A 20,314-nucleotide genomic window follows, 5' to 3' on the forward strand; every position below is an offset into this window, starting at 1 on the left:
ATGAAAAAAACAGCAATTATATTAGGAGCTACAGGCTTAACAGGAGCTATTTTACTTCAAAAATTAATAGAAGATGATAGGTATGAAAGTATCAAGTTGTTTTCTCGTTCTAAAATTGAAGGACTTCCAGATAAAGTAATTCAGTTTATAGGTGATCTTTTAAAATTAGATCAATTTAAAGCAGATTTTACAGCAGATGAAGTGTATTGTTGTATTGGTACAACTTCTAAGAAAACACCAGATAAAAAACGCTATAAAGAGATCGATTATGGTATTCCTGTGGCAGCTGCACAACTATCAAAAGAAAATAATATTCCTACTTTTTTGGTTGTTTCAGCATTGGGAGCCAATAAAAATAGTACCGTGTTTTATAACAAGACAAAAGGAGAAATGGAACAAGATGTTCTAAAAAAACAAGTTAAAAATACTTTTATTTTAAGACCTTCTTTAATTGGTGGCGATCGTAAAGAACGTAGAATACTAGAAAAGATAGGTTTGGTAGTCTTTAAAATAATTCAACCTTTATTTATTGTAAAGTTAAATCAATACAAAATTATTAATGCTGAAAGTATTGCACAGGCAATGCTCAATTTAGCAAATAACAACAATAGTGAAGAAGTCATTATTACTTCAAATGAGATAAAAAGAATCGCAAAAAACAATTAAAAAAAATTATATGGAATTATTAGACAAATTAAATTGGAGATATGCTGCAAAAGCAATGAATGGTAAAAAAGTAGCAGAAGATAAAATAGAACGTATTTTAGAAGCTGCACGTTTAGCGCCAACATCTAGTGGATTGCAACCTTTTGAAATCATTGTTATAACGAATCAAGAAATTAAAGAAAAAATTAAACCGATAGCTTGGAACCAATCTGTAATTACAGACTGCTCTCACCTACTCGTTTTTGCTGCTTGGGATACATATACTGAAGATAGAATTAACTACATGTTTGATTTAACAAACGAAATACGTGGTTTTAAAAATGAAGGTTGGGAAAATTACCGCCAAATGTTATTAGGTTCTTATCCGCAGAAAGATGCAGAAGAAAACTTTAATCACGCAGCAAAACAAGCATACATTGCTTTTTCAGCTGCTATTATTGCTGCTGCTTATGAAGAAGTAGATACGACGCCATTAGAAGGTTTTGATCCTGCTGCAGTAGACGAAATATTAGGATTACGCGAAAAAGGATTACGTAGTACCGTTTTATTACCAATAGGGTATAGAAAAGAAGATGCAGATTGGTTGGTAAATCTTGTAAAGGTTAGAAAACCTATGAAAGATTTAGTGACTGTTATTGAATAGTTTTAATATAAAAAATCAAAAAATATGAACAATTTTGAATTTAAAAACCCAACCAAAATAATTTTTGGAAAGGACACAATAGAGAAATTAGAAAACGAAATACCTAAAAATGCCAAAGTATTACTACTTTATGGTGGAGGAAGTATTAAGAAAAACGGAATATACGAGCAAGTAAAAGCTGCTTTAGCGAATATAGAACTTGTTGAATTTGGTGGAATTCCTGCGAATCCAGAATATGCAGTATTAACGGAAGCTTTAGAAGTAATTAAGAACGAAAATATTACTTATTTATTAGCTGTTGGTGGTGGTTCTGTAATTGATGGAACTAAATTTTTATCTGCTGCTGCATTGTTTGAAGGAGATACACCTTGGGATATTTTAAGTAAAAATATTAGAACTGAAAAAGGAATGCCTTTTGGTACTGTTTTAACATTACCAGCTACAGGGTCTGAAATGAATTCTGGAGCCGTAATTACAAGAGCAGAAACGAAAGAAAAATTATCTATGGGAGGACCAGGTTTATTTCCTGAATTCTCAATATTAGATCCTCAAGTTATTGCTTCCATTCCACAACGTCAATTAGCAAACGGAATTGCAGATGCTTTTACACATGTTTTAGAGCAATATATGACCTACCCAATAGGTGCTTTATTGCAAGATCGTTTTGCTGAAAGTATTTTACAAACACTTATAGAAATAGCACCAAAAGTTTTAAAAGATCCAACAGATTATAAAGCTGCTTCTAATTTTATGTGGTGTTGTACGATGGCTTTAAATGGATTAATTCAAAAAGGAGTACCAACAGATTGGGCTGTTCATGCAATAGGACATGAATTAACCGCTTTATATGGTATTGATCATGCACGTACATTAGCTGTAATAATACCAAGTCATTACAAGTTTAATTTTGAAACTAAAAAGCAAAAGTTAGCACAATATGGAGAACGTGTTTGGAAAATTAAAGAAGGTAGTAAAGATGAGAAAGCCTATGATGCAATAGATAAAACAGAAGCATTCTTTCACAAATTAGGAATCGATACTAAGTTATCTGATTATACTGACGAGCACAAAGGAACTGCGGAAGAAATTGCAAAACGTTTTACAACACGTGGTTGGATAGCTTTAGGGGAACATAAATCTTTATCACCTGATAAAGTTGAAAAAATAGTAAAAATGGCCTATTAACTTTTAGACCAAGAATATTTATTTACAAAAAAAGGTTGCGCTAATTAGCGCAACCTTTTTATCTTTAATAAGATATTAAAATTATTTTTCTTGTACTCTTTTTAAAAATAATTTAATTACTTAAAGCCTCTTTGTAGGTTTTTATCGCTCTTTCTCTTGCTAACTTATGTTCTACCATTGGTTGTGGATAGGTTAATTCATCAAAATCTTCTACCCATTTTCTAGTATACTGTAAGTCTTTATCAAACTTTTTTAATTGCTCAGAAGGATTAAACACCCTAAAATAAGGAGCAGAATCACTACCCGTTCCTGCGCTCCATTGCCAATTTCCGTTATTTGCTGATAAATCATAATCTAGTAGTTTCTCTGCAAAATAAGCTTCTCCCCATCTCCAATCAATAAGCAAATGTTTACATAAAAAACCTGCAACAACCATACGAACTCTATTGTGCATATACCCTGTTTTGTTTAACTCTCTCATACCTGCATCCACTAATGGATAGCCTGTTTCTCCTTTACACCATTTTAAGAATTCCTCTTCATTGTTTCTCCAAGGAATTACATCGTACTTTTGTTTAAAATTATGGGTAACTACTTTAGGAAAGTGATACAAAATTTGCATAAAAAATTCTCTCCAAATCAATTCACTTAAAAAAGTTGCATTTGATCTTAAACCAACCACTACCATTTTACGAGCACTTACTAAACCAAATCTTAAATATGGAGATAAGTTAGAGGTTTTATACAGCGCTGGAAAATTTCTTATTTCATCATAATTTGATAAATCAGAAAGGTTAAATGGTTTTACTTTAATGGTACTTTCTTCAAAACCTAAGCTAGCAATACTTGGAAAATTAATAATTCCTTTAAAAAAATTATGCTTACAATTTTCACTCTCATAAAAGGTAGTATGTACTTCTCTATCAAAGTTTTTTAACCACTTATTTTTATAAGGTGTAAATACGGTGTATGGGGTATTATCGTTTTTTAAAACATCATTTTCCTCAAAAATAACTTGATCTTTATAAGGCTGTACTTTTATATTTTTTGATTCTAAAAACGCTGCTATTTCTTTATCTCTTTGAATTGCATAAGGCTCATAATCTTTGTTGAAAAAGACGGATTCTATCGTATATTCTTCAGCTAATTTCTTCCAAATTTGAAATGGATTCCCTTTTTTAATCAACAAACTAGACTCATTTTCCTTTAACTCAATGTCTATGTTTTTTAGAGAATTATAAATAAATGAAAGTCTAGCATCACTTTTAGGCAAAGTGTCTAGTATTTCACTATCAAAAATAAAAAGTGGTAGTACTAAGTTCCCAGAATTTAAAGCCTTGTACAAAGCAACATTATCCTCTAATCGTAAGTCCCTTCGAAACCAAAAAATAGCAACTTTATTTTTCATTAAAAAAGTCTTCTAAGGTTTTAAAACGATGCTCAAAAATTGTTGTCAATTGCTTTTTTATAAATAACTTTTGAGCAATTGTTCCTAAAAAACCAAAAGGAAGTTTATATGATATTTTATCACTCATTAATGTTTTACCATTAGGCAATTCTTCAAACCAATGCTCATGATGCCACATTTTATAAGGACCAAAACGTTGTTCATCAATAAAAAAAACATTCTTTTTAACCGTTGTAATTTCTGTAACCCAGTTTTGTTTTATCCCTGGTAAAATTCCTACTCTATAAGTAATAATTTGCCCTTCGTATGCTTTCTTATCTACCTCTGATGTTATTGTAAACCCCATTTCTTCTGGCGTAATTTTTTCTAAATTCTGTGGTGAACTAAAAAAATCCCAAGCCTCTGTTATTGGCACATTTACAGTTTGTTTTGTGGTGAGTGTATAAATACCAGAATGTTTTTTTATAGTAACCATTTTATAATAATTTAGTTATTTTAGAACTCATAGGTTTTGTTATTGAATAAAAATATTCAACAAATCGTCCTTTTTCATCTACAATATATTTTTGAAAATTCCATTTTACAGTTGAATTCGATTTTCCGTTCAAATCCTTTTTTGTTAACCATGTATATAAAGGATGTTGAGTATCTCCCTTCACATCTATTTTCTCTGTCATTAAAAAAGTAACTCCGTATTTTAAAGAGCAAAAAGATTGAATTTCTGATGAACTCCCTGGCTCTTGACCACCAAATTGATTACAAGGAACTCCAATAACTATTAATTGCTCCTTGTATTTGTCATACAATTCTTGTAAACCTTTATATTGCCCAGTAAAACCACATTCTGAAGCTACATTTACAAATAGTATTTTCTTGCCTTTGTAGTCTGTTAGATGTATTGGTTCTCCACTTATATCATTAATTTCAATGTTATAAATTGGTGTTTTTGGTTCTAATGTTTGTGCTTTTATTGTTGTGCTAAAAAGTGTCATTATAAGTACTAATTTAAAAATATTCATTATTAATCTATTATAGTATAATTCTTTAATTCAAAGAAATTTTATCAATTGTCAATTCAAAGTTTTCGTCTTTTTTATTTCCAATTAAAATTGCAATTTCTTTTATTTCATTGGCTGAAAAATTATCCATATTTAATTTATAGCCTCTAAATGAAGGAAAAAAATCTTTTAAAGGAATTTTTATGACTTCCATTTTTGTTGATGTTTGAAACGTTTGAATAAACCAATGTTGTTGACTTCTATTTGATTTTATTCTAAGCTGGTATTTTTTTCCATCGCCTTTAACCTTTAAAACAACATCTTTTAAATTTTCTGTAATATTAATATCTATAGGTAAACGTATCATGGCAAATCCTCCATTATTTTCTGTAGACACACTGCCTGTAAACACCCCATTTCCATCTTCATCTAATATCATTTTTGATGTAGAAAGACCTCCCATAACGCTATCGTTTGTGATGTACCAAGAATTAGTGTCTGTATTTTTATTAAAATCAGCAATTATAATCTCATTATTTATCATCATAAAAAAAAATATAAATAGTAAATTTTTCATTTTAAAGCTTTAAACTCACAATCCCTGCATCTATAGGAAATACTTGTCCGGAAATGGACTTTGCATCATCAGAAAGCAAATAATTAGCCAAAGAAGCTACTTCACTTGGTTCTAAATAATTCTTTAACGGATGACGTTCTTTCATCGTTTCTTGCTGTTTTTCATTTCTTAATAAACGAGCTGCTAAACTGGTATTGGTTACTGTTGGTGCAATTACATTAAACCTAATTTTTGTAGCATATTCTGCTGCCAACGATTTTGCCAAGCCTTCTACTCCTGCTTTACTTACTGCAATACTTGCATGAAATGGCATCCCTAACTTTGTAGCAACTGTGCTAAATAAAACAACGCTACCATTGTTATTACTTAATGCTTTTTCATATTTCTGAATTGCTTTTATAGCTCCTAAAACGTTGATGTTGAAATCATTTTGAAAATCTTCAATCTTTAAACGGGTTAAAGATTTTAGGTTGATGCTTCCAGGGCAATATGCCAATCCGTCTAATTCTTCTATGTCTGGAAGTTCATCTTTTAAAATATCCAACGCATAATGAGTATTGCTTTCTTGGTTTTCTATTTCAGAACGACTCATCGTTATAACCTTATGGCTTTCTTTAAGTAAATCTGCCAAAGCTTTACCAATACCTTTACTTCCTCCAATTATTAAAATTGTTTTCATACTTTATTTTTTATCTATTAGTGAATTTATCATTCCTTTAAATATAAAGGCATGAAATGGTAAAACAGCATACCAATACAGACGGCCTAAAACTCCTTTAGGTCTAAAAACTGCACGTTGATGTAGTTTTCCTTTTATAATCTTAAACTCTAACCAAGCTTCTCCTGGCAATTTCATTTCAGCAAATAATAACAAACGTTTTTCTTTTTTATCCGCTAATAAAACACGCCAAAAATCTAACGGATCTCCAGCTTCTAAATGTGTATTGTGTCTTCTTCCTCTTCTTAAGCCTACGCCTCCAAAAATTTTATCAATATAACCTCGTATTTTCCATAACCAATTAAAACTATACCAACCATTTTCACCTCCAATAGACCAAATTCTGTCTAAAGTATAATTTTCATCTTTAATTGTTTTTACTCTTTCATCCTTAAAACAACCAAATTCTGGTAATTGAATATGTTTTGATAATTGGTCGTTAAAAACGCCACTACTCATTGCGTCTTTCCAACTAGAAACTACATCATTTTGTTCTATTCTTTGAAACGCGAGTGCTACAGATTCTTTGTACGTTATTGGTTCAATATTTAATATTTTATTGATATCATTTGGTTTTGCAATCACTTCAATTTTCATACTATCAACCAAGGCTTGCGCTAAGTTAAACGATGTTGATGTTACAAAATACAACCAGTAAGATGATAATTTTGGACTTAAGAAAGGCAGTGTATAAATATATCTTTTAAAACCTCTAACTTCTCCAAACTGCAAAAGCATTTCTTTGTACGTTAATACTTCTGGACCTCCAATATCAAAAGATTTATTATATAATTCTGCTTTATTTAAAGCGTATTCTAAATAACATAAAACATCTCTTACTGCTATAGGTTGTGTTTTTGTATTTAACCACCTAGGCGTAATCATTAAAGGTAATTTCTCTACAATGTCTCTTATAATTTCAAAAGAGGCACTACCACTTCCCACTACAATTCCTGCTCTAAATGTTGTTAAACCATACTTTTCTGATTGCAACGTTTTTTCTACTTCAAAACGTGATCTTAAATGTTTAGAAAGTGAATCGTCATTTACAATTCCACTTAAATAGAGTACTTGCTTACAATTAGTTTCTTCAACTATTTTTTTAAAATTTAATGCACATTGTTTTTCTAATTCTTCAAAATTATTGGCATCTGTTGCCATAGAATGAATTAAATAATAGGCAGCATCAATATCTTTTGGAAGTTCAATGTTTTCTAAATCTAAAAAATCGACTTTTAAAAACGTAACGTTTTTTTGATTTTCAATTTCATCTGGTATTCTATCCAAATCACGGACACAACATACTAATTCATGGTTGCTTTCTAACAATTTTAAAGCTAGTCGCTTAGCAATATAGCCTGTTGTACCTGTGATGAGTATTTTCATATTATATAATTAAGAAATTTTTAAATAATTCTAATCCTTTTTGGGTCTTTGGTATGTCATTCTAGTATGGTTTTCTGGAATAAAATATCCATCTAACCCATTAATTGCTGCTGTTTTTCCTTTTGATAAATTTACAAAACCATCTTCTTCAATTAAATGATCATCAATATATAAATGTACAATTTCACCTAAAACTAATAAAGTGTCATTCGCTTTTATATGGTATTCTTCTAAATACTTTAATCCCATTCTTACAGCACAACCTTTTACATAAGGTGCTTGAAAAGCATCTAAATATTCCTCTTCTAAATTTGATTTATCAAATTCTGATATTTCTGACGGATATTTTGCTGATGTATGGTGTGCATCTTCTAAAATCCCTTCATGTATATGATTAATCGTATAGTAACCGGTTTCTTTTAAATTATCATAGGTATTTCTAATAACAGTACTTGGTCTTAATACAAAACCTAAAATAGGTGGATTAGAACCGTAATGAACAACAGAACTAAAAACGGCAACATTCGCTATATTCTCTTTTGATTTGGTTGCAATTAAGTTCGCCGATTTAAAACCAGAGACACTATTGATTAAATTAATTTTATATAAATAGTCTAATTTATTAATATCATCTAAAGTTAAATACATTTAAATATTTTTAAAATTATTGATTTGAATATTTGTAGCTTTTAAATCGTGCATTAAATTATACAATCCAAAAAAGGTTCTGTTCATATAAATAAAATGTTTAGAACCTCTGTTACCATTCATTTTTCTTAACTCTGTACTTTTGGCATATTTTTGTCCTAATGCACTTATTTTGTCAAAGAAAATACCATCTGAAAAATCAAATTCTTCTTCATGAAAAGGTTGTGTGAAAAGTGATAACATTTCGTGAAAAAGGGTTGTAAAGAACTTTTTCTCTTCTGCGTTGTCGTCTGCTCTTAAAATTTCCAATTCATATAACTTTGCTTCAAAAAAGGCTGGATTTTCTATATTTTCTTTAATCGCCAATTCAAAATAAGGAATGTAGAAACTATCTGGAACTTCTTTCATGCAACCAAAATCAATGGCAATAAGCTCTGTTTTATCAGAAACTAAAAAATTTCCAGGGTGAGGATCTGCATGTACTTTCCTTAAAATATGTAATTGATACATATAAAAATCCCAAAGCGCCTGCCCTATTTTAGTTAAATCTTCTAATGAATTGTCTTGTTGTACAAATTCTGATAAATGGACACCTTCCATCCAATCCATCGTTAAAATTCTCTTTGTTGAATATTCTGGATAATAATTAGGAAATTTTAAATTGGGAATATTACTACATTTATCTGATACCTCATTACTTTGTTCCAGTTCTAAAATGTAATTAGTTTCCTCAGTAAGCTTATTTTCAACTTCTTTAAAATACGCATCAGAGCCTTCACCTCTAATATTAAACATTTTCATAGCAATAGGTTTCACCATTGCCAAATCTGTTGAAATACTATCTGCTATACCTGGATATTGTATTTTTACAGCTAATTTTTTGCCGTTTTTTGTTGCTTTATGCACTTGCCCAATACTTGCTGCATTTATAGATTGTGTAGAAAAAGTATCAAATACTTCTGAAGGGTTTTTCTTAAAATACTTTTTAAACGTTTTTACCACTAAAGGTGGAGATAAAGGTGGAACCGAAAATTGTGATAACGAGAATTTATCTACATAAGCTCTTGGTAATATGTTCTTTTCCATACTTAGCATTTGAGCTACCTTTAAAGCAGAACCTTTCATGGTTTTTAATCCATCATAAATATCAGTTGCATTTGACTCGTTCAATTTTTCTTTTGCCTGTTCTTCTGTTTTAACTATTTTTTCTCCATAGTATTTTACATAGTTCACTCCTACTTTTAACCCTGTAGAAACTAACCTTGATGCACGTTGTATTTTTGATGTTGGTATACTGTCTATATTTTTCATACGGTAGGCTTTTTTTCTTTCCACAAAAATTTTGCAAAATCAAATACACTTTGCAGTGGCGTTAAATCTCTTAAATCGAAGCTTGCTTTTACAGATTTTTCAATAAAAATATCTGTTTTTTCAAAATTTTCAGAACTGTCTTCTAACCAAAATTGCAACGTAAATAATAAATGCAACCAAGCAGCTTCTGTTACCGTTTTATCTTGAATTTTGTTAATCGTTTTATTTTTAAAATCCATGTTATCTGTATGAATCTCTTTAGAAACAAAGGCAATAAACGCTGTTCTTAAACTTGAAAGCTGTTTTAGAGATTCTAATTTATTCTTATTTCCTTTTAATTTTAAGTGAACATAAGACCTATTTGCAGTTAACAATTCAAAAAATGTATAATAAAAGCTTAAGAGCTTACTTTTAGTATCATACGTTTTATAGTCATCATTTTTTAATAATAATTCAATTGTTTTTGTACAAAAAACAGCGAAAATATGTTTTTCTAATGCTTCAAAATCACTAAAAAATTGATAAAACTGATTTTCTTCAAAGTTGTTTTTCTTACTAAATGCATAGACAGATTTTGAGGCATGTGCTTCCATCAAAACTTCATCCATGTATAATTCTATGATATTCTCTGCTGTAATATTTTTTTTACTAGCCATGTTTTTATTTTTAATTATTTAAAACGATATAAGCGTTAAGGCTTGTTGCTATTGTCATCCATATTAAATAAGGGACAATTAATAAAGTGAATAATTTAAGTGATTTGATATGTTTAAAAGTAAAATAACCAATTAACAACCATAATAATACAATCACTACAAGTCCAACCTTTGTATAATGTAGGTTGAAGAAAGCTAAATTCCAACTCACATTTAAAACCCATTGCAGTGTATAAAGTGTCAGTAGTTTTTTATCTAAAAATTTAAATAGAAAACTCAATTTTGTCATGTAAAATGAAAATAAAAACATAATTGTTGTCCAAGCAGCGCCAAAAACCCAGCCTTCAGGAGTCCAAGGTGCTTTATTCAAAGATAAATACCAATCTGTTTGTGGTCCGTCTTTCATTAATACAACTCCTATTGCTAAAGCTAAAAAGTTGAAAATAATAAAAGTTAAAAATCGAATTATTTTATTGTGTTTCAATTCCATATGCAAATTTACGATTTTTTGTTTAACTAGTAGCAGTAATTGTTGAACAAAATATTAATTAGTAGCGCTATTTAACAGTAGATTAGTAAAGCTACACTAAATAAAACGAAAAACCCATCAAATAAATTGATGGACTTTTCTTTTAAACAGTAATGATATGTATTAAATAACTTTTACGTTTATGGCATTTAATCCTTTTTTTCCTTCTGCAAGGTCAAATTCTACTTCGTCTCCTTCTCTAATCGCATCGATTAAACCAGACACATGCACAAAATGTTCTTCGTTTGATCCTTCTTCAGTTATAAATCCAAACCCTTTGGTCTCGTTGAAAAATTTTACGTTTCCTTTATTAAATATAAATCTATCTATAATTTAATACTACTAATTTTTATTCAAATAATGGTACCAGAAATTATAAAAAGGCTACCAATCTATAGGAAAGTAATCTTTTAAAAATTTCCCAGACCAATGTTTTCCTGTATTAATTCCATCAATTAAAGGATCCATAACTCTAGCAGCTCCATCTACAATATCTAATGGTGGCTGAAAATCATGTATTGCTACTTTCTTTTTAGATAATTCTGCAGGATCTTCATCTGTAACCCAACCTGTATCAACGGCATTCATATAAATACCCGCCTTCGCAAAAGTGGATGCAGAAGTATGTGTAAGCATGTTTAAGGCTGCTTTTGCCATGTTTGTATGTGGGTGTCTATCTACTTTTTTAAATCGATGAAACTTCCCTTCCATAGCAGAAACGTTAATAATATGTTTCTTACCTGTATTTTCTTTCATCATTAAATTAGACAAACGATTGCATAATACAAAAGGCGCAACTGCATTTACCAATTGTACTTCTACCATTTCTGTAGTTTCAATTTCACCTAATTTTAAACGCCAACTGTTTGTTTTTCGCAAATCTACTTGTTGTAAATCGGCATCTAATTTTCCTTCAGGAAAAACCTCTGCAGTTTGTAACGAATTGTCAAAACTATACGGAATTTGAGAAAGTGCTGCAGAATTTCGCAATCCAATTCCTGGTTCTGGTCCGTGCCAAGTTACTGGAAGCACATTATTTTTACTTGTCTTTGAAGTAGGAACACTTAAATCTGATAACTCTTGTAAACAGTGCGTGTGCTCCTTTAATAAAGTTTGTGCCAACTTTGGAAGTTGATCAATAGGTAATTTCTCATTTTCCATTAAATGGAAATAAAAACCTGAAGGCCTTCTTACCGTTTGCGCTGCATTATTAATTAAAATATCTAAACGCTCATATTTTTGTTCTATGTAATTACAAAAAATCTCTACACTTGGTATGTGTCTTAAATCTAAACCATGAATATGCAAACGATCACTCCATTGTTTGTAATCTTCTTCTTTAGAAAATCGAATAGCAGAATCTGCAGGAAAACGTGTTGTAGCAACAACGGTAGCTCCAGAACGCAATAACATTAATGTAATATGATACCCAATTTTTAAACGAGAACCTGTAATTACAGCTACTTGATCTTTTAAGTCTGTCGTTTGAAAACGTTTTGCATAATTTAAATCGCCACATTCTGTACACATGGTATCATAAAAGTGGTGCAATTTTGTAAAAACGGTTTTACAAACGTAACAGTTTCTTGGTGATTCTAATTCTGGTGTTTCTTCAGTAATTTCTGCCGCTGCCAATAATTTTGGTGCAACAAATAAGGCTGATTCACGTGCAGATCTAATTCCTGTAGATTTTCTAGCATGCGTATCTTTAGCAATCATTTTACGTTTTGCCGCTTTTTTTGCGTCTTTTCTTCGTCGCTGAAATTCATCACGATTTGGTCTAGACAATTCTCCAGCAACTTTAAAAAGTGCGACTCTTTGCGCTTCTGGTAATTCAAAAAGCTGATTGGTATCGTCTAATAGATTTTGTATTGTAAGAATACAATTTTCTATATCTAAGTTTGTTTTTTTATCGCTCATAAGGGATACAACCGCTTAACGAAGTATCTTGTTTTTAATGTGTACTGAAATCGTTTAGAGTTAATAGCGCCATTCCTAATTTAAGAAAGGAAACACGCTGTCTTTAAAACTAAAATAATTTTTAGGCAAATATAATAACACTTTTATGTGCTGCGTCATGAATTCACAACTTTTAATGCTGTAATTCATATGGGTATCGCATCCATTAAAATAGTTACACCTCTTTTCTTAAAACTTCTAACGGCGGACTTTTTAAAACGCTTCTAATATTACTCAGTCCAATGAATACAACTAGTAACGTAATTCCTGGTAGAAACACCAAAAACGGAACCGCAGAGGGTATAAAAGGTTCTTTAAATAAGAAAGCGGCTAATAATTGACTACTAATAAGAGACAATAAAATACCTACCAAACTACCCAAGATTCCTAAATACACATATTCTAGCGCTGTAATTTGCAAAATTTGTTTACTCTTTGCTCCTAATGTTCTCAGCAACACGCTTTCTTTAATTCGCTGATATTTACTATTTCTTACAGAACCTATTAAAACAATAATACCTGTAAAAATACTAAAGAAGGCCATAAAATTAATAATCCATGAAATTTTACTTAAAATATCTTCAATGATCGTATATATCTGGCGTAAATCTAAAATTGAAATATTTGGAAAGCTTTTAACCAAGTCTCTTTGTAAATCGGCAGAACTTGCTGCATTTGGCACATTCGTGGTTAATACATTAAACTGTGGCGCATTTTCTAAAACACCCGTTGGAAATACAATAGAGAAATTTAACTGCATGCTTCCCCAATCTACTTTTCTTATACTTCCTATTATTGTTTCCATTAATACTCCTTGAATATTAAAAACAACCTGATCTCCTATTTTTAAGTCAGCATCTTTAGCAATGTTGTCTGCAATAGAAATTGAAACAGACTCACCTTGTGCTACTTTGTTGGTAAAAGTTCCTTCTAAAAGAGATTCAGTAGCGATTAATGACGGGCGATACGTTGTTCTAAACTCATGATTTAAAATCCAACGATTCATTTTTAACGTAGAATCTTTACGCATATCATTTACCAATTCTCCTTTAATACGATGCATTCTCATCGTTACAATGGGAATGTTATCAATTACCTCTAAACCTTTAGGAATAATGGTATTTATAACGGCTTCTTTTTGGCCTGTTTGAACATCCATTAAAATAACATTTGCCGTGTCAGAAGTATTCTCAATGGCTGTTTTTTCTAATAAAATATCTTTTGTAAAGTATAAGGTGCTTATTAAAAAGGTACCAAAACCTATGGCTAAAATGAGTACCATAGTCTGGTTGTTTGGGCGGTATAGGTTTAACAAGCTTTGGCGCTTTGTAAACCCCCAATTGGTAGGAAAGTATTTTTTAATGACCTTCATAGACAGGCTTGCAATTCCTGCCATAATAGAAAACGTAATCAATATACCGAGGGTAAAAACGAAACCATTTAAAGCACTTTTTAACAACCAAAATGAAAATAAAAAGATAAAAAGAACGATTGCTCCTAAGGTTAAAAGTCGTGCTTTTCTTGGTTTTACCAAATTCTCATCAGTTCCTCTCAACACTTCTAACGGAGAAACATACCAAGTTCCTAATAAAGGCAACAAAGCAAATAATACAGACATTAAAAGTCCCAATGTAATTCCTATAATTAATGGCTGTGCGCTAATAGCTATTTCTACATCAAAGGGTAAAAATCCTTGTAAAATGTAGGGAAAAGCATATTGCAAACCAATACCAATTACAGCACCTAAAATACCGCCTATTAACCCAATTCCTATAATTTGTAGCAAGTAGATTAAAAATGTTTGTTTTCTTGTAGCTCCTAAACATTTTAATACGGCAACATTCTTTAATTTTTCTTTGATATAAATATGTACAGAACTTGCAATACCAACACAACCTAATAAAAGTGCAATAAAAGCCGCTAAATTTAAAAATCTACTTACGTTATCATATCTTCTTCCCAAGCGTTCACTCGTGCTTGTATGTGTATCTAAATCGGCATTTTCAGCATCTAAAATAGGGTCTATTTTTTTATCCAACAACTCTAAATCCATTGTTGGTGGTGCTTTAAAAAAGTATTGATACTCTTTTCTACTTCCCACTTGTAGCAATTGGGTTTCTTCTATAAATTGTAAAGGAATTAACACGGGTGGTGCAACAGCGCCAGAAATAGCGGTGCTACCAGGTATCGATTTTAAAGATCCTATAATTGGAAATGTTCGTACTCCTAGTTTTATAGAATCACCAGGTTTTAAATTAAACTGCAGCATTAATGTTGCATCTACCAAAGCGCCACCTAATTCTTGATACTGTAATGCCGCACTTTTTGGAGCTGTATCTATCGTTCCATATAAAGGAAAAGGACCTTCTATGGCACGTACTTTAACTAATTTTGTACCCTCATTATTTGGAAAAGCAGCCATCGAAACAAAATTCACTTCAGAAGCTGCTACACCTAAAGAATCTATAATAGATTGTACTTTTTTAGACGGAAGCTGTTCACTATCAATAATAAAATCAGCCCCCATTAGGGCCTTCGATTGATTTTTAATATTATCCTTTAAGTTTTCACTAAACAACTGAATGGAAACCACAGCAGCAATACCCAAAATAATAGAGGCCATAAAGAGCAGCAATCTAGAAAGGCTTGCCTTACCGTCTCTCCAAGCCATTTTAAAGAGCCATTGTACTGACGTTTTAGAAGATTTATTGCGCATTTAATTGGCCGTTGTTTTTTCGTTAGACATGATCTTTCCTCCTTTTAACCTTAATATTTGTTGTGTTCTGTTTGCCAAGTCTAAATCATGCGTGATAATGACTAAGGTAGTACCGGCTTCTTTATTTAATTCGAAAAGTAATTGAATCACTTTTTCTCCTGTTTCTTCATCTAAATTCCCGGTTGGTTCATCTGCAAATAAGATAGAAGGATTGTTAGAGAACGCTCTCGCTAAGGCGACGCGTTGCTGCTCTCCGCCAGACAATTGCGATGGATAATGATGAAAACGATCTTCCAATCCTACTTTTTTTAACAAATCCATTCCTACGTTAGCTGCATTTTTTTGACCTTGTAATTCTAAGGGTACAATTACATTTTCTAAAGCGGTGAGTGTTGGCAATAGCTGAAAATTTTGAAAGATAAAACCAACTTCTTTGTTCCGTAATTGAGCACGTTCATCTTCATCTAAGTCTTCTAAATTACTTCCACACAATTCTATAGTACCTGCACTTGGGTAATCTAAGCCTGCACACAAACCAAGCAAAGTAGTTTTACCGCTTCCAGAAGGACCAACAATAGAAAAAATACTTCCTTTTTCTACATCAAAGGAAATACCTGTTAATACCGTTAGTTTTTTTGAACCACTCGTATATGTTTTCTCTAGTTCACTTATCTTTAATATCTTTGTCATAGTACTCATTTAATATTTATGCTGCCAAATAATGCTGAAACTGAAAAATAAACAATTGATTTTGATTTTGAATGCTCGTATAAAGAAGATTTTCTTAAAGTTTTGTTATTTCTCATTTTTACTACTTATACTCTCTTGTGGATCCGATACAGCAAAACAGAAAGAGACCATGAAAAAGACCCCAATTGAATCTAAAACTAAAGAGTCAGAAAATAATACCACCAAAACTATTTTATTTTTTGGAGATAGTTTGTCTGCGGGCTATGGATTGGAGGATATAAATGATTCATTTCCAGCTGTTATTCAGGCTAAAATAGATTCACTTTCGTTAGATTATACGGTTATAAATTCTGGATTAAGCGGTGAAACTACTGCTGGAGGAAAAAATAGAATTGATTGGGTACTCAATCAAAAGATAGATATTTTTGTACTAGAATTAGGCGCAAATGATGGTTTACGTGGTGTTCCTTTAAAAGAAACAAGAGAAAACTTACAAGCAATAATAAATGCTGTTTTGAAAAAAAATGCGGCAACTAAAATTATTTTGGCAGGCATGCAACTTCCACCAAACATAGGAAAGGATTATACCTCTGCGTTTCGAACTATTTTTCCTGAATTAGCTCAAAAAAACAAACTGTATTTGATTCCGTTTTTACTAAAAGATGTTGGTGGTATTCCTTCATTAAATCAAGCTGATGGGATTCATCCCACAGTTGAAGGACAAAAAATTCTTGCGAATAATGTTTGGACAGTTTTAGAACCAATTCTTACTTTATAAAGAGGTTTTAATTCATAACTTTCTAGTAGTACAAAAAGTTGATGAGCTATCTATTTCTTTTTTTTCTTCTTTACAACTACTGAGGTATCATCCGTTTTAATGTTTTCAGCAATATAATTAGACAAAATTTTATCTACTAACTCTTCTTTTGTTAGATGATGAAATATCGTTTTTATCTTCGCTTTAAAATCTTCAGAAACAGTACGATTTGGCTTTGTTTTAAATATTTTCTTAGCCCATAAAAGTCCATTGTTTTCTTCAATACTTTTAGCATCAGCCTTTTTAAAGTGTTTAAAAGTAATATCTAAAGCAGCTTCAAATTCTGGAATATCAACCAATTCTTCTTGTTGAATAATAGATAATGATACTCCACTCGCTCCCGCTCTAGCTGTACGTCCACTTCTATGAACATAGGCTTCAAATGTATCTGGTAAATGATAATTTACAACATAAGAAATCTCTTTTACATCTATACCTCTAGCTGCCAAGTCGGTAGCAACCAAAATATCAATATTTCCTTCTCTAAATTGCCCCATAATACGATCACGTATTCCCTGTGTTAAACTTCCATGCAAAGCACCCGATGAGAATTTGTTAATCGCTAAATTCTTTGCAAGCTTGTTAACAGCTGCTTTTGTTTTACAAAAGATAATGCCTCTTTCGCCTTCTTTAGAATTTAAAAAATGAAGTAATACGTTTAATTTTTCTATTGGTTCTACCACTACATATTGATGGTCTATACCTTGATGACCCACAGTTTCCATATCTGCTTCAATCTGCACAATAACAGCAGACATATAGTTATTCACCATTTGTTTGATGGCTCCTGGCAGGGTTGCAGTAAATAATAAAGTTCTTCTCTTTTTAGGAATTTCAGCAATAATAGTATCCAATCCTTCTTTTAAAGCAGTTACCATTTCATCTGCTTCGTCTAAAATAAAATACGCAATGTTTTTAATATTAATGGCTTCACGTTTTACCAAATCTGCCAATCTACCTGGAGTAGCAACAACAATATGAGTCGGTTCTTTTAAACGGTCTATTTGAGGTTTTATAGGAATTCCTCCACAAACAACTGCCATCGAAATTTTAGGACTGTTTGTTGCAAAAGAGGTTAAATTATTAAAAATCTGTTGCCCAAGTTCTCTTGTTGGTGTTAAAATTACAGCTTGTATTGCTGGGTTTTCTACATCAATTAATTGCAATAAAGGCAAGCCAAAAGCTGCGGTTTTACCGGTTCCTGTTTTTGCCAAAGCAACCACGTCTTCTTTTTGATTTAAGAGTACCGGAATTACCTTTTCTTGGATACTTGTAGGTACAGTAATTTTTAAAGCGGATAAACTTTGTTGTAATTCTGTACTAATTCCTAAATCTGAAAACTGTTTTGACATGAAAAAATATTTTTTGCAAAGATAACCACACTTTTATAGGATGTACTATCAAGTAGATATTATTCACCTATTTATACTTCTTTTTTTTAGTATTTAATGAGATATCATTAATACGATAATAGCATGTTAATAATATTTAATACATTTACTAACCATTTGGTTAAACTATATAGTTAATTTATGACAAAAAAGAAGAACGAAAACACGGAAGGCCAGATATTAGAAGCTGCAAAAAATGTTTTTCAACAAAAAGGAATGGATGGTTCTAGAATGCAAGAGATTGCCAATGAAGCGGGCATCAATAAAGCAATGTTGCATTATTATTTTAGAAGTAAACAACTACTTTTTGAAGCGGTATTTAAAAATGCTTTTTCTTTGTTAGCACCACAACTTAATAAAATTTTAAATGATGATTCTTCAGTAATAGAAAAAGTTAGAAATTTTACATCTAATTACATCACATTTATAAGTAAACACCCATATATCCCAACTTTTGTTATTCAAGAAATAAATAGAAATCCAGCGTTTATTATTAACATGAAAGAGAACAATAGCAGTTTTCCTAATCTAGATAAGTTCAAAAAACAAGTTGATTTTGATATCGAAAAAGGAATTTTAAAACCCATTAATGCAGAACAATTATTTATCAATATTCTTTCGTTAAGTATTTTTCCCTTTGTAGCTAAACCCTTAATTAAAGCTTTAACAGATGTAGATGATGCAAGGTTTAAACAAATTATAAAAGACCGTAAAACGGAAGTAGCAGACTTTATTATTAATTCCATAAAAGTGTAACAATGAAAAAAATAGTTTTATTTACTTTTTTGTTGATGTCAATTGGCTCTTTTTCACAAGAAAAATTGACATTAGAAGAATGTTATAATTTAGTGAAAACGAATTACCCTTTGGCAAAACAAAATGATTTATTAGCAAAACAAAATGCTATTGATTTAGAGGTGATTGCTACAGAAAGACTACCTCAATTAGATTTTTCTGCGCAAGCAACCTATCAATCTGATGTTATAGAAGTGCCAATTCCAAATGCTACAATAACACCTTTAAATAAAGATCAATACAGAGCAACACTTTCTGCAAATCAGTTCATATTTGGAGATGGTTTAATTGATGCTTCTTTAAGTGCAAAAAAAGCGTCTTTAAAAACAAAACAAAAGCAAGTTGATGTTCATTTATATCAACTAAAAAAGCAAATTAATCAACTCTATTTTTCGGTTTTACTATTACAAGAAAATAGCGCACTTTTAAACGCAAAAAACGAGCAGTTAAAAGCAAAACTAAATGAAGTAAAATCTGGTGTTAAAAACGGAATTATTTTACCCAGTTCTCTTTTTGTTTTAGAAGCTGAATTGTTAAAAATAAAACAACAATTCACAGTATTAGAATTAAATAAAAGCAGTTTATTACAAACGCTATCTTCTATTATTGGAAAAAATATCGACACAAATTTAACACTCACAAATCCTGAAATAACAACTGATTTACAAGCAAGTATTATACGCCCTGAATTGGATTTATTTCAACTTAAAAAAGAAGAAATAACAGTTTCAGAAAGATTAATTTCTAAGAAAACTGCTCCTAAATTATTTGGTTTTGCGAATGCTGGTTATGGAAACCCAGGATTAAATATGCTAGACAATTCTTTTCAACCATTTTATGTGGTGGGTGTAAAGTTAAATTGGAATCCTTTTGATTGGAATGCCAATAAAAAACAACGTGAATCTTTATTAATTAATAAAGATATTATTGATAATGAAGCAGCAATTTTTAATCTAAACACCAATATAGAATTACAACAACAACAAATTGAAATTAATAAAATCGAGCAATTTATAACCTCGGATATTGAAATCATTGAATTAAGAAAAAAGGTGCTAAAATCAACTGAATCTCAGTTAAAAAATGGGGTTATTTCTACTTCAGAATATATTACAGAATTAACAAATTTATATGAAGATGAAAACACTTTAAGCACACATAAAATTAAACTTTTACTAGCTAGAGCAAATTACAAAACAATAAAAGGACAATAATTAATAT

The 20,314-nt window shown here is 30.8% G+C and carries 21 protein-coding genes; 6 read left to right on the forward strand and 15 right to left on the reverse strand.

What is annotated here, in order from left to right; translation table 11 throughout:
- Genes BTO04_RS03205 through BTO04_RS03215 form a run of 3 tightly spaced genes read left to right on the forward strand, consistent with a single transcriptional unit; the run spans nucleotide 1 to nucleotide 2,494 of the window.
- Nucleotides 1-666, forward strand: a complete 666-nt coding sequence (locus tag BTO04_RS03205; RefSeq protein ID WP_087563123.1) for an NAD(P)H-binding protein — start codon at nucleotides 1-3, stop codon at nucleotides 664-666.
- A gap of 10 nt (nucleotides 667-676) precedes the next feature.
- Complete coding sequence (locus BTO04_RS03210; protein ID WP_087563124.1) at nucleotides 677-1,309, forward strand: nitroreductase family protein; 633 nt, start codon at nucleotides 677-679, stop codon at nucleotides 1,307-1,309.
- A 24-nt stretch (nucleotides 1,310-1,333) separates the two neighbouring features.
- On the forward strand, nucleotides 1,334-2,494 hold the full coding sequence (locus BTO04_RS03215; RefSeq protein WP_087563125.1) for an iron-containing alcohol dehydrogenase: 1,161 nt from the start codon (nucleotides 1,334-1,336) through the stop codon (nucleotides 2,492-2,494).
- A gap of 112 nt (nucleotides 2,495-2,606) precedes the next feature.
- On the opposite strand, the gene BTO04_RS03220 is transcribed toward BTO04_RS03215, so the two are convergent.
- From BTO04_RS03220 to BTO04_RS03285, 14 genes are all read right to left on the reverse strand, one after another.
- Nucleotides 2,607-3,902: a deoxyribodipyrimidine photo-lyase gene (locus BTO04_RS03220; protein WP_087563126.1), complete on the reverse strand. Its 1,296-nt coding sequence runs from the start codon at nucleotides 3,900-3,902 to the stop codon at nucleotides 2,607-2,609.
- The gene (locus BTO04_RS03225; protein WP_087563127.1) at nucleotides 3,892-4,377 is read right to left on the reverse strand and encodes an SRPBCC family protein; all 486 of its coding nucleotides are present in this window, start codon (nucleotides 4,375-4,377) and stop codon (nucleotides 3,892-3,894) included. The genes BTO04_RS03220 and BTO04_RS03225 overlap by 11 nt, the downstream gene beginning before the upstream one ends.
- Before the next feature lies 1 nt (nucleotide 4,378).
- Complete coding sequence (locus BTO04_RS03230) at nucleotides 4,379-4,921, reverse strand: glutathione peroxidase (protein ID WP_087563128.1); 543 nt, start codon at nucleotides 4,919-4,921, stop codon at nucleotides 4,379-4,381.
- A gap of 25 nt (nucleotides 4,922-4,946) precedes the next feature.
- The gene (locus BTO04_RS03235; protein ID WP_232455944.1) at nucleotides 4,947-5,477 is read right to left on the reverse strand and encodes a CIA30 family protein; all 531 of its coding nucleotides are present in this window, start codon (nucleotides 5,475-5,477) and stop codon (nucleotides 4,947-4,949) included.
- A gap of 1 nt (nucleotide 5,478) precedes the next feature.
- On the reverse strand, nucleotides 5,479-6,156 hold the full coding sequence (locus BTO04_RS03240) for an SDR family NAD(P)-dependent oxidoreductase (protein ID WP_087563130.1): 678 nt from the start codon (nucleotides 6,154-6,156) through the stop codon (nucleotides 5,479-5,481).
- 3 nt (nucleotides 6,157-6,159) lie between these two features.
- Nucleotides 6,160-7,581: an SDR family oxidoreductase gene (locus BTO04_RS03245; RefSeq protein WP_087563131.1), complete on the reverse strand. Its 1,422-nt coding sequence runs from the start codon at nucleotides 7,579-7,581 to the stop codon at nucleotides 6,160-6,162.
- 30 nt (nucleotides 7,582-7,611) lie between these two features.
- A complete protein-coding gene (locus tag BTO04_RS03250; protein ID WP_087563132.1) occupies nucleotides 7,612-8,229 on the reverse strand; it encodes a flavin reductase family protein in 618 nt (205 codons plus the stop codon).
- Entirely contained in the window at nucleotides 8,230-9,540 is a 1,311-nt protein-coding gene (locus BTO04_RS03255; RefSeq protein WP_087563133.1) for an AarF/ABC1/UbiB kinase family protein, read from the reverse strand.
- Nucleotides 9,537-10,196 (reverse strand): TetR family transcriptional regulator C-terminal domain-containing protein, encoded by a 660-nt coding sequence (locus BTO04_RS03260; RefSeq protein ID WP_087563134.1) that lies wholly within the window; start codon nucleotides 10,194-10,196, stop codon nucleotides 9,537-9,539. The genes BTO04_RS03255 and BTO04_RS03260 overlap by 4 nt, the downstream gene beginning before the upstream one ends.
- 10 nt (nucleotides 10,197-10,206) lie before the next feature.
- A complete protein-coding gene (locus BTO04_RS03265; RefSeq protein ID WP_198342100.1) occupies nucleotides 10,207-10,686 on the reverse strand; it encodes a TspO/MBR family protein in 480 nt (159 codons plus the stop codon).
- A 162-nt stretch (nucleotides 10,687-10,848) separates the two neighbouring features.
- Nucleotides 10,849-11,043, reverse strand: coding sequence for a cold-shock protein (locus BTO04_RS03270; RefSeq protein ID WP_087563135.1), 195 nt, complete (start codon nucleotides 11,041-11,043; stop codon nucleotides 10,849-10,851).
- Between the two features lie 66 nt (nucleotides 11,044-11,109).
- Nucleotides 11,110-12,645 (reverse strand): SDR family NAD(P)-dependent oxidoreductase, encoded by a 1,536-nt coding sequence (locus BTO04_RS03275; protein ID WP_087563136.1) that lies wholly within the window; start codon nucleotides 12,643-12,645, stop codon nucleotides 11,110-11,112.
- A gap of 214 nt (nucleotides 12,646-12,859) precedes the next feature.
- On the reverse strand, nucleotides 12,860-15,355 hold the full coding sequence (locus BTO04_RS03280) for an ABC transporter permease (protein ID WP_087563137.1): 2,496 nt from the start codon (nucleotides 15,353-15,355) through the stop codon (nucleotides 12,860-12,862).
- A gap of 45 nt (nucleotides 15,356-15,400) precedes the next feature.
- A complete protein-coding gene (locus BTO04_RS03285; protein ID WP_087565316.1) occupies nucleotides 15,401-16,090 on the reverse strand; it encodes an ABC transporter ATP-binding protein in 690 nt (229 codons plus the stop codon).
- A 31-nt stretch (nucleotides 16,091-16,121) separates the two neighbouring features.
- Between BTO04_RS03285 and BTO04_RS03290 the strand changes: the two genes are divergently transcribed.
- Nucleotides 16,122-16,868: an arylesterase gene (locus BTO04_RS03290; RefSeq protein ID WP_087563138.1), complete on the forward strand. Its 747-nt coding sequence runs from the start codon at nucleotides 16,122-16,124 to the stop codon at nucleotides 16,866-16,868.
- Nucleotides 16,869-16,918: 50 nt separating this feature from the next.
- On the opposite strand, the gene BTO04_RS03295 is transcribed toward BTO04_RS03290, so the two are convergent.
- A complete protein-coding gene (locus BTO04_RS03295) occupies nucleotides 16,919-18,259 on the reverse strand; it encodes a DEAD/DEAH box helicase (protein WP_087563139.1) in 1,341 nt (446 codons plus the stop codon).
- A gap of 180 nt (nucleotides 18,260-18,439) precedes the next feature.
- Between BTO04_RS03295 and BTO04_RS03300 the strand changes: the two genes are divergently transcribed.
- Nucleotides 18,440-19,054 (forward strand): TetR/AcrR family transcriptional regulator, encoded by a 615-nt coding sequence (locus BTO04_RS03300; protein WP_087563140.1) that lies wholly within the window; start codon nucleotides 18,440-18,442, stop codon nucleotides 19,052-19,054.
- A gap of 2 nt (nucleotides 19,055-19,056) precedes the next feature.
- Nucleotides 19,057-20,307, forward strand: coding sequence for a TolC family protein (locus BTO04_RS03305; protein WP_087563141.1), 1,251 nt, complete (start codon nucleotides 19,057-19,059; stop codon nucleotides 20,305-20,307).
- Nucleotides 20,308-20,314 lie beyond the last annotated feature (7 nt).

The sequence above is a fragment of the Polaribacter sp. SA4-10 genome (genome assembly GCF_002163835.1).
Classification (GTDB): Bacteria; Bacteroidota; Bacteroidia; order Flavobacteriales; family Flavobacteriaceae; genus Polaribacter.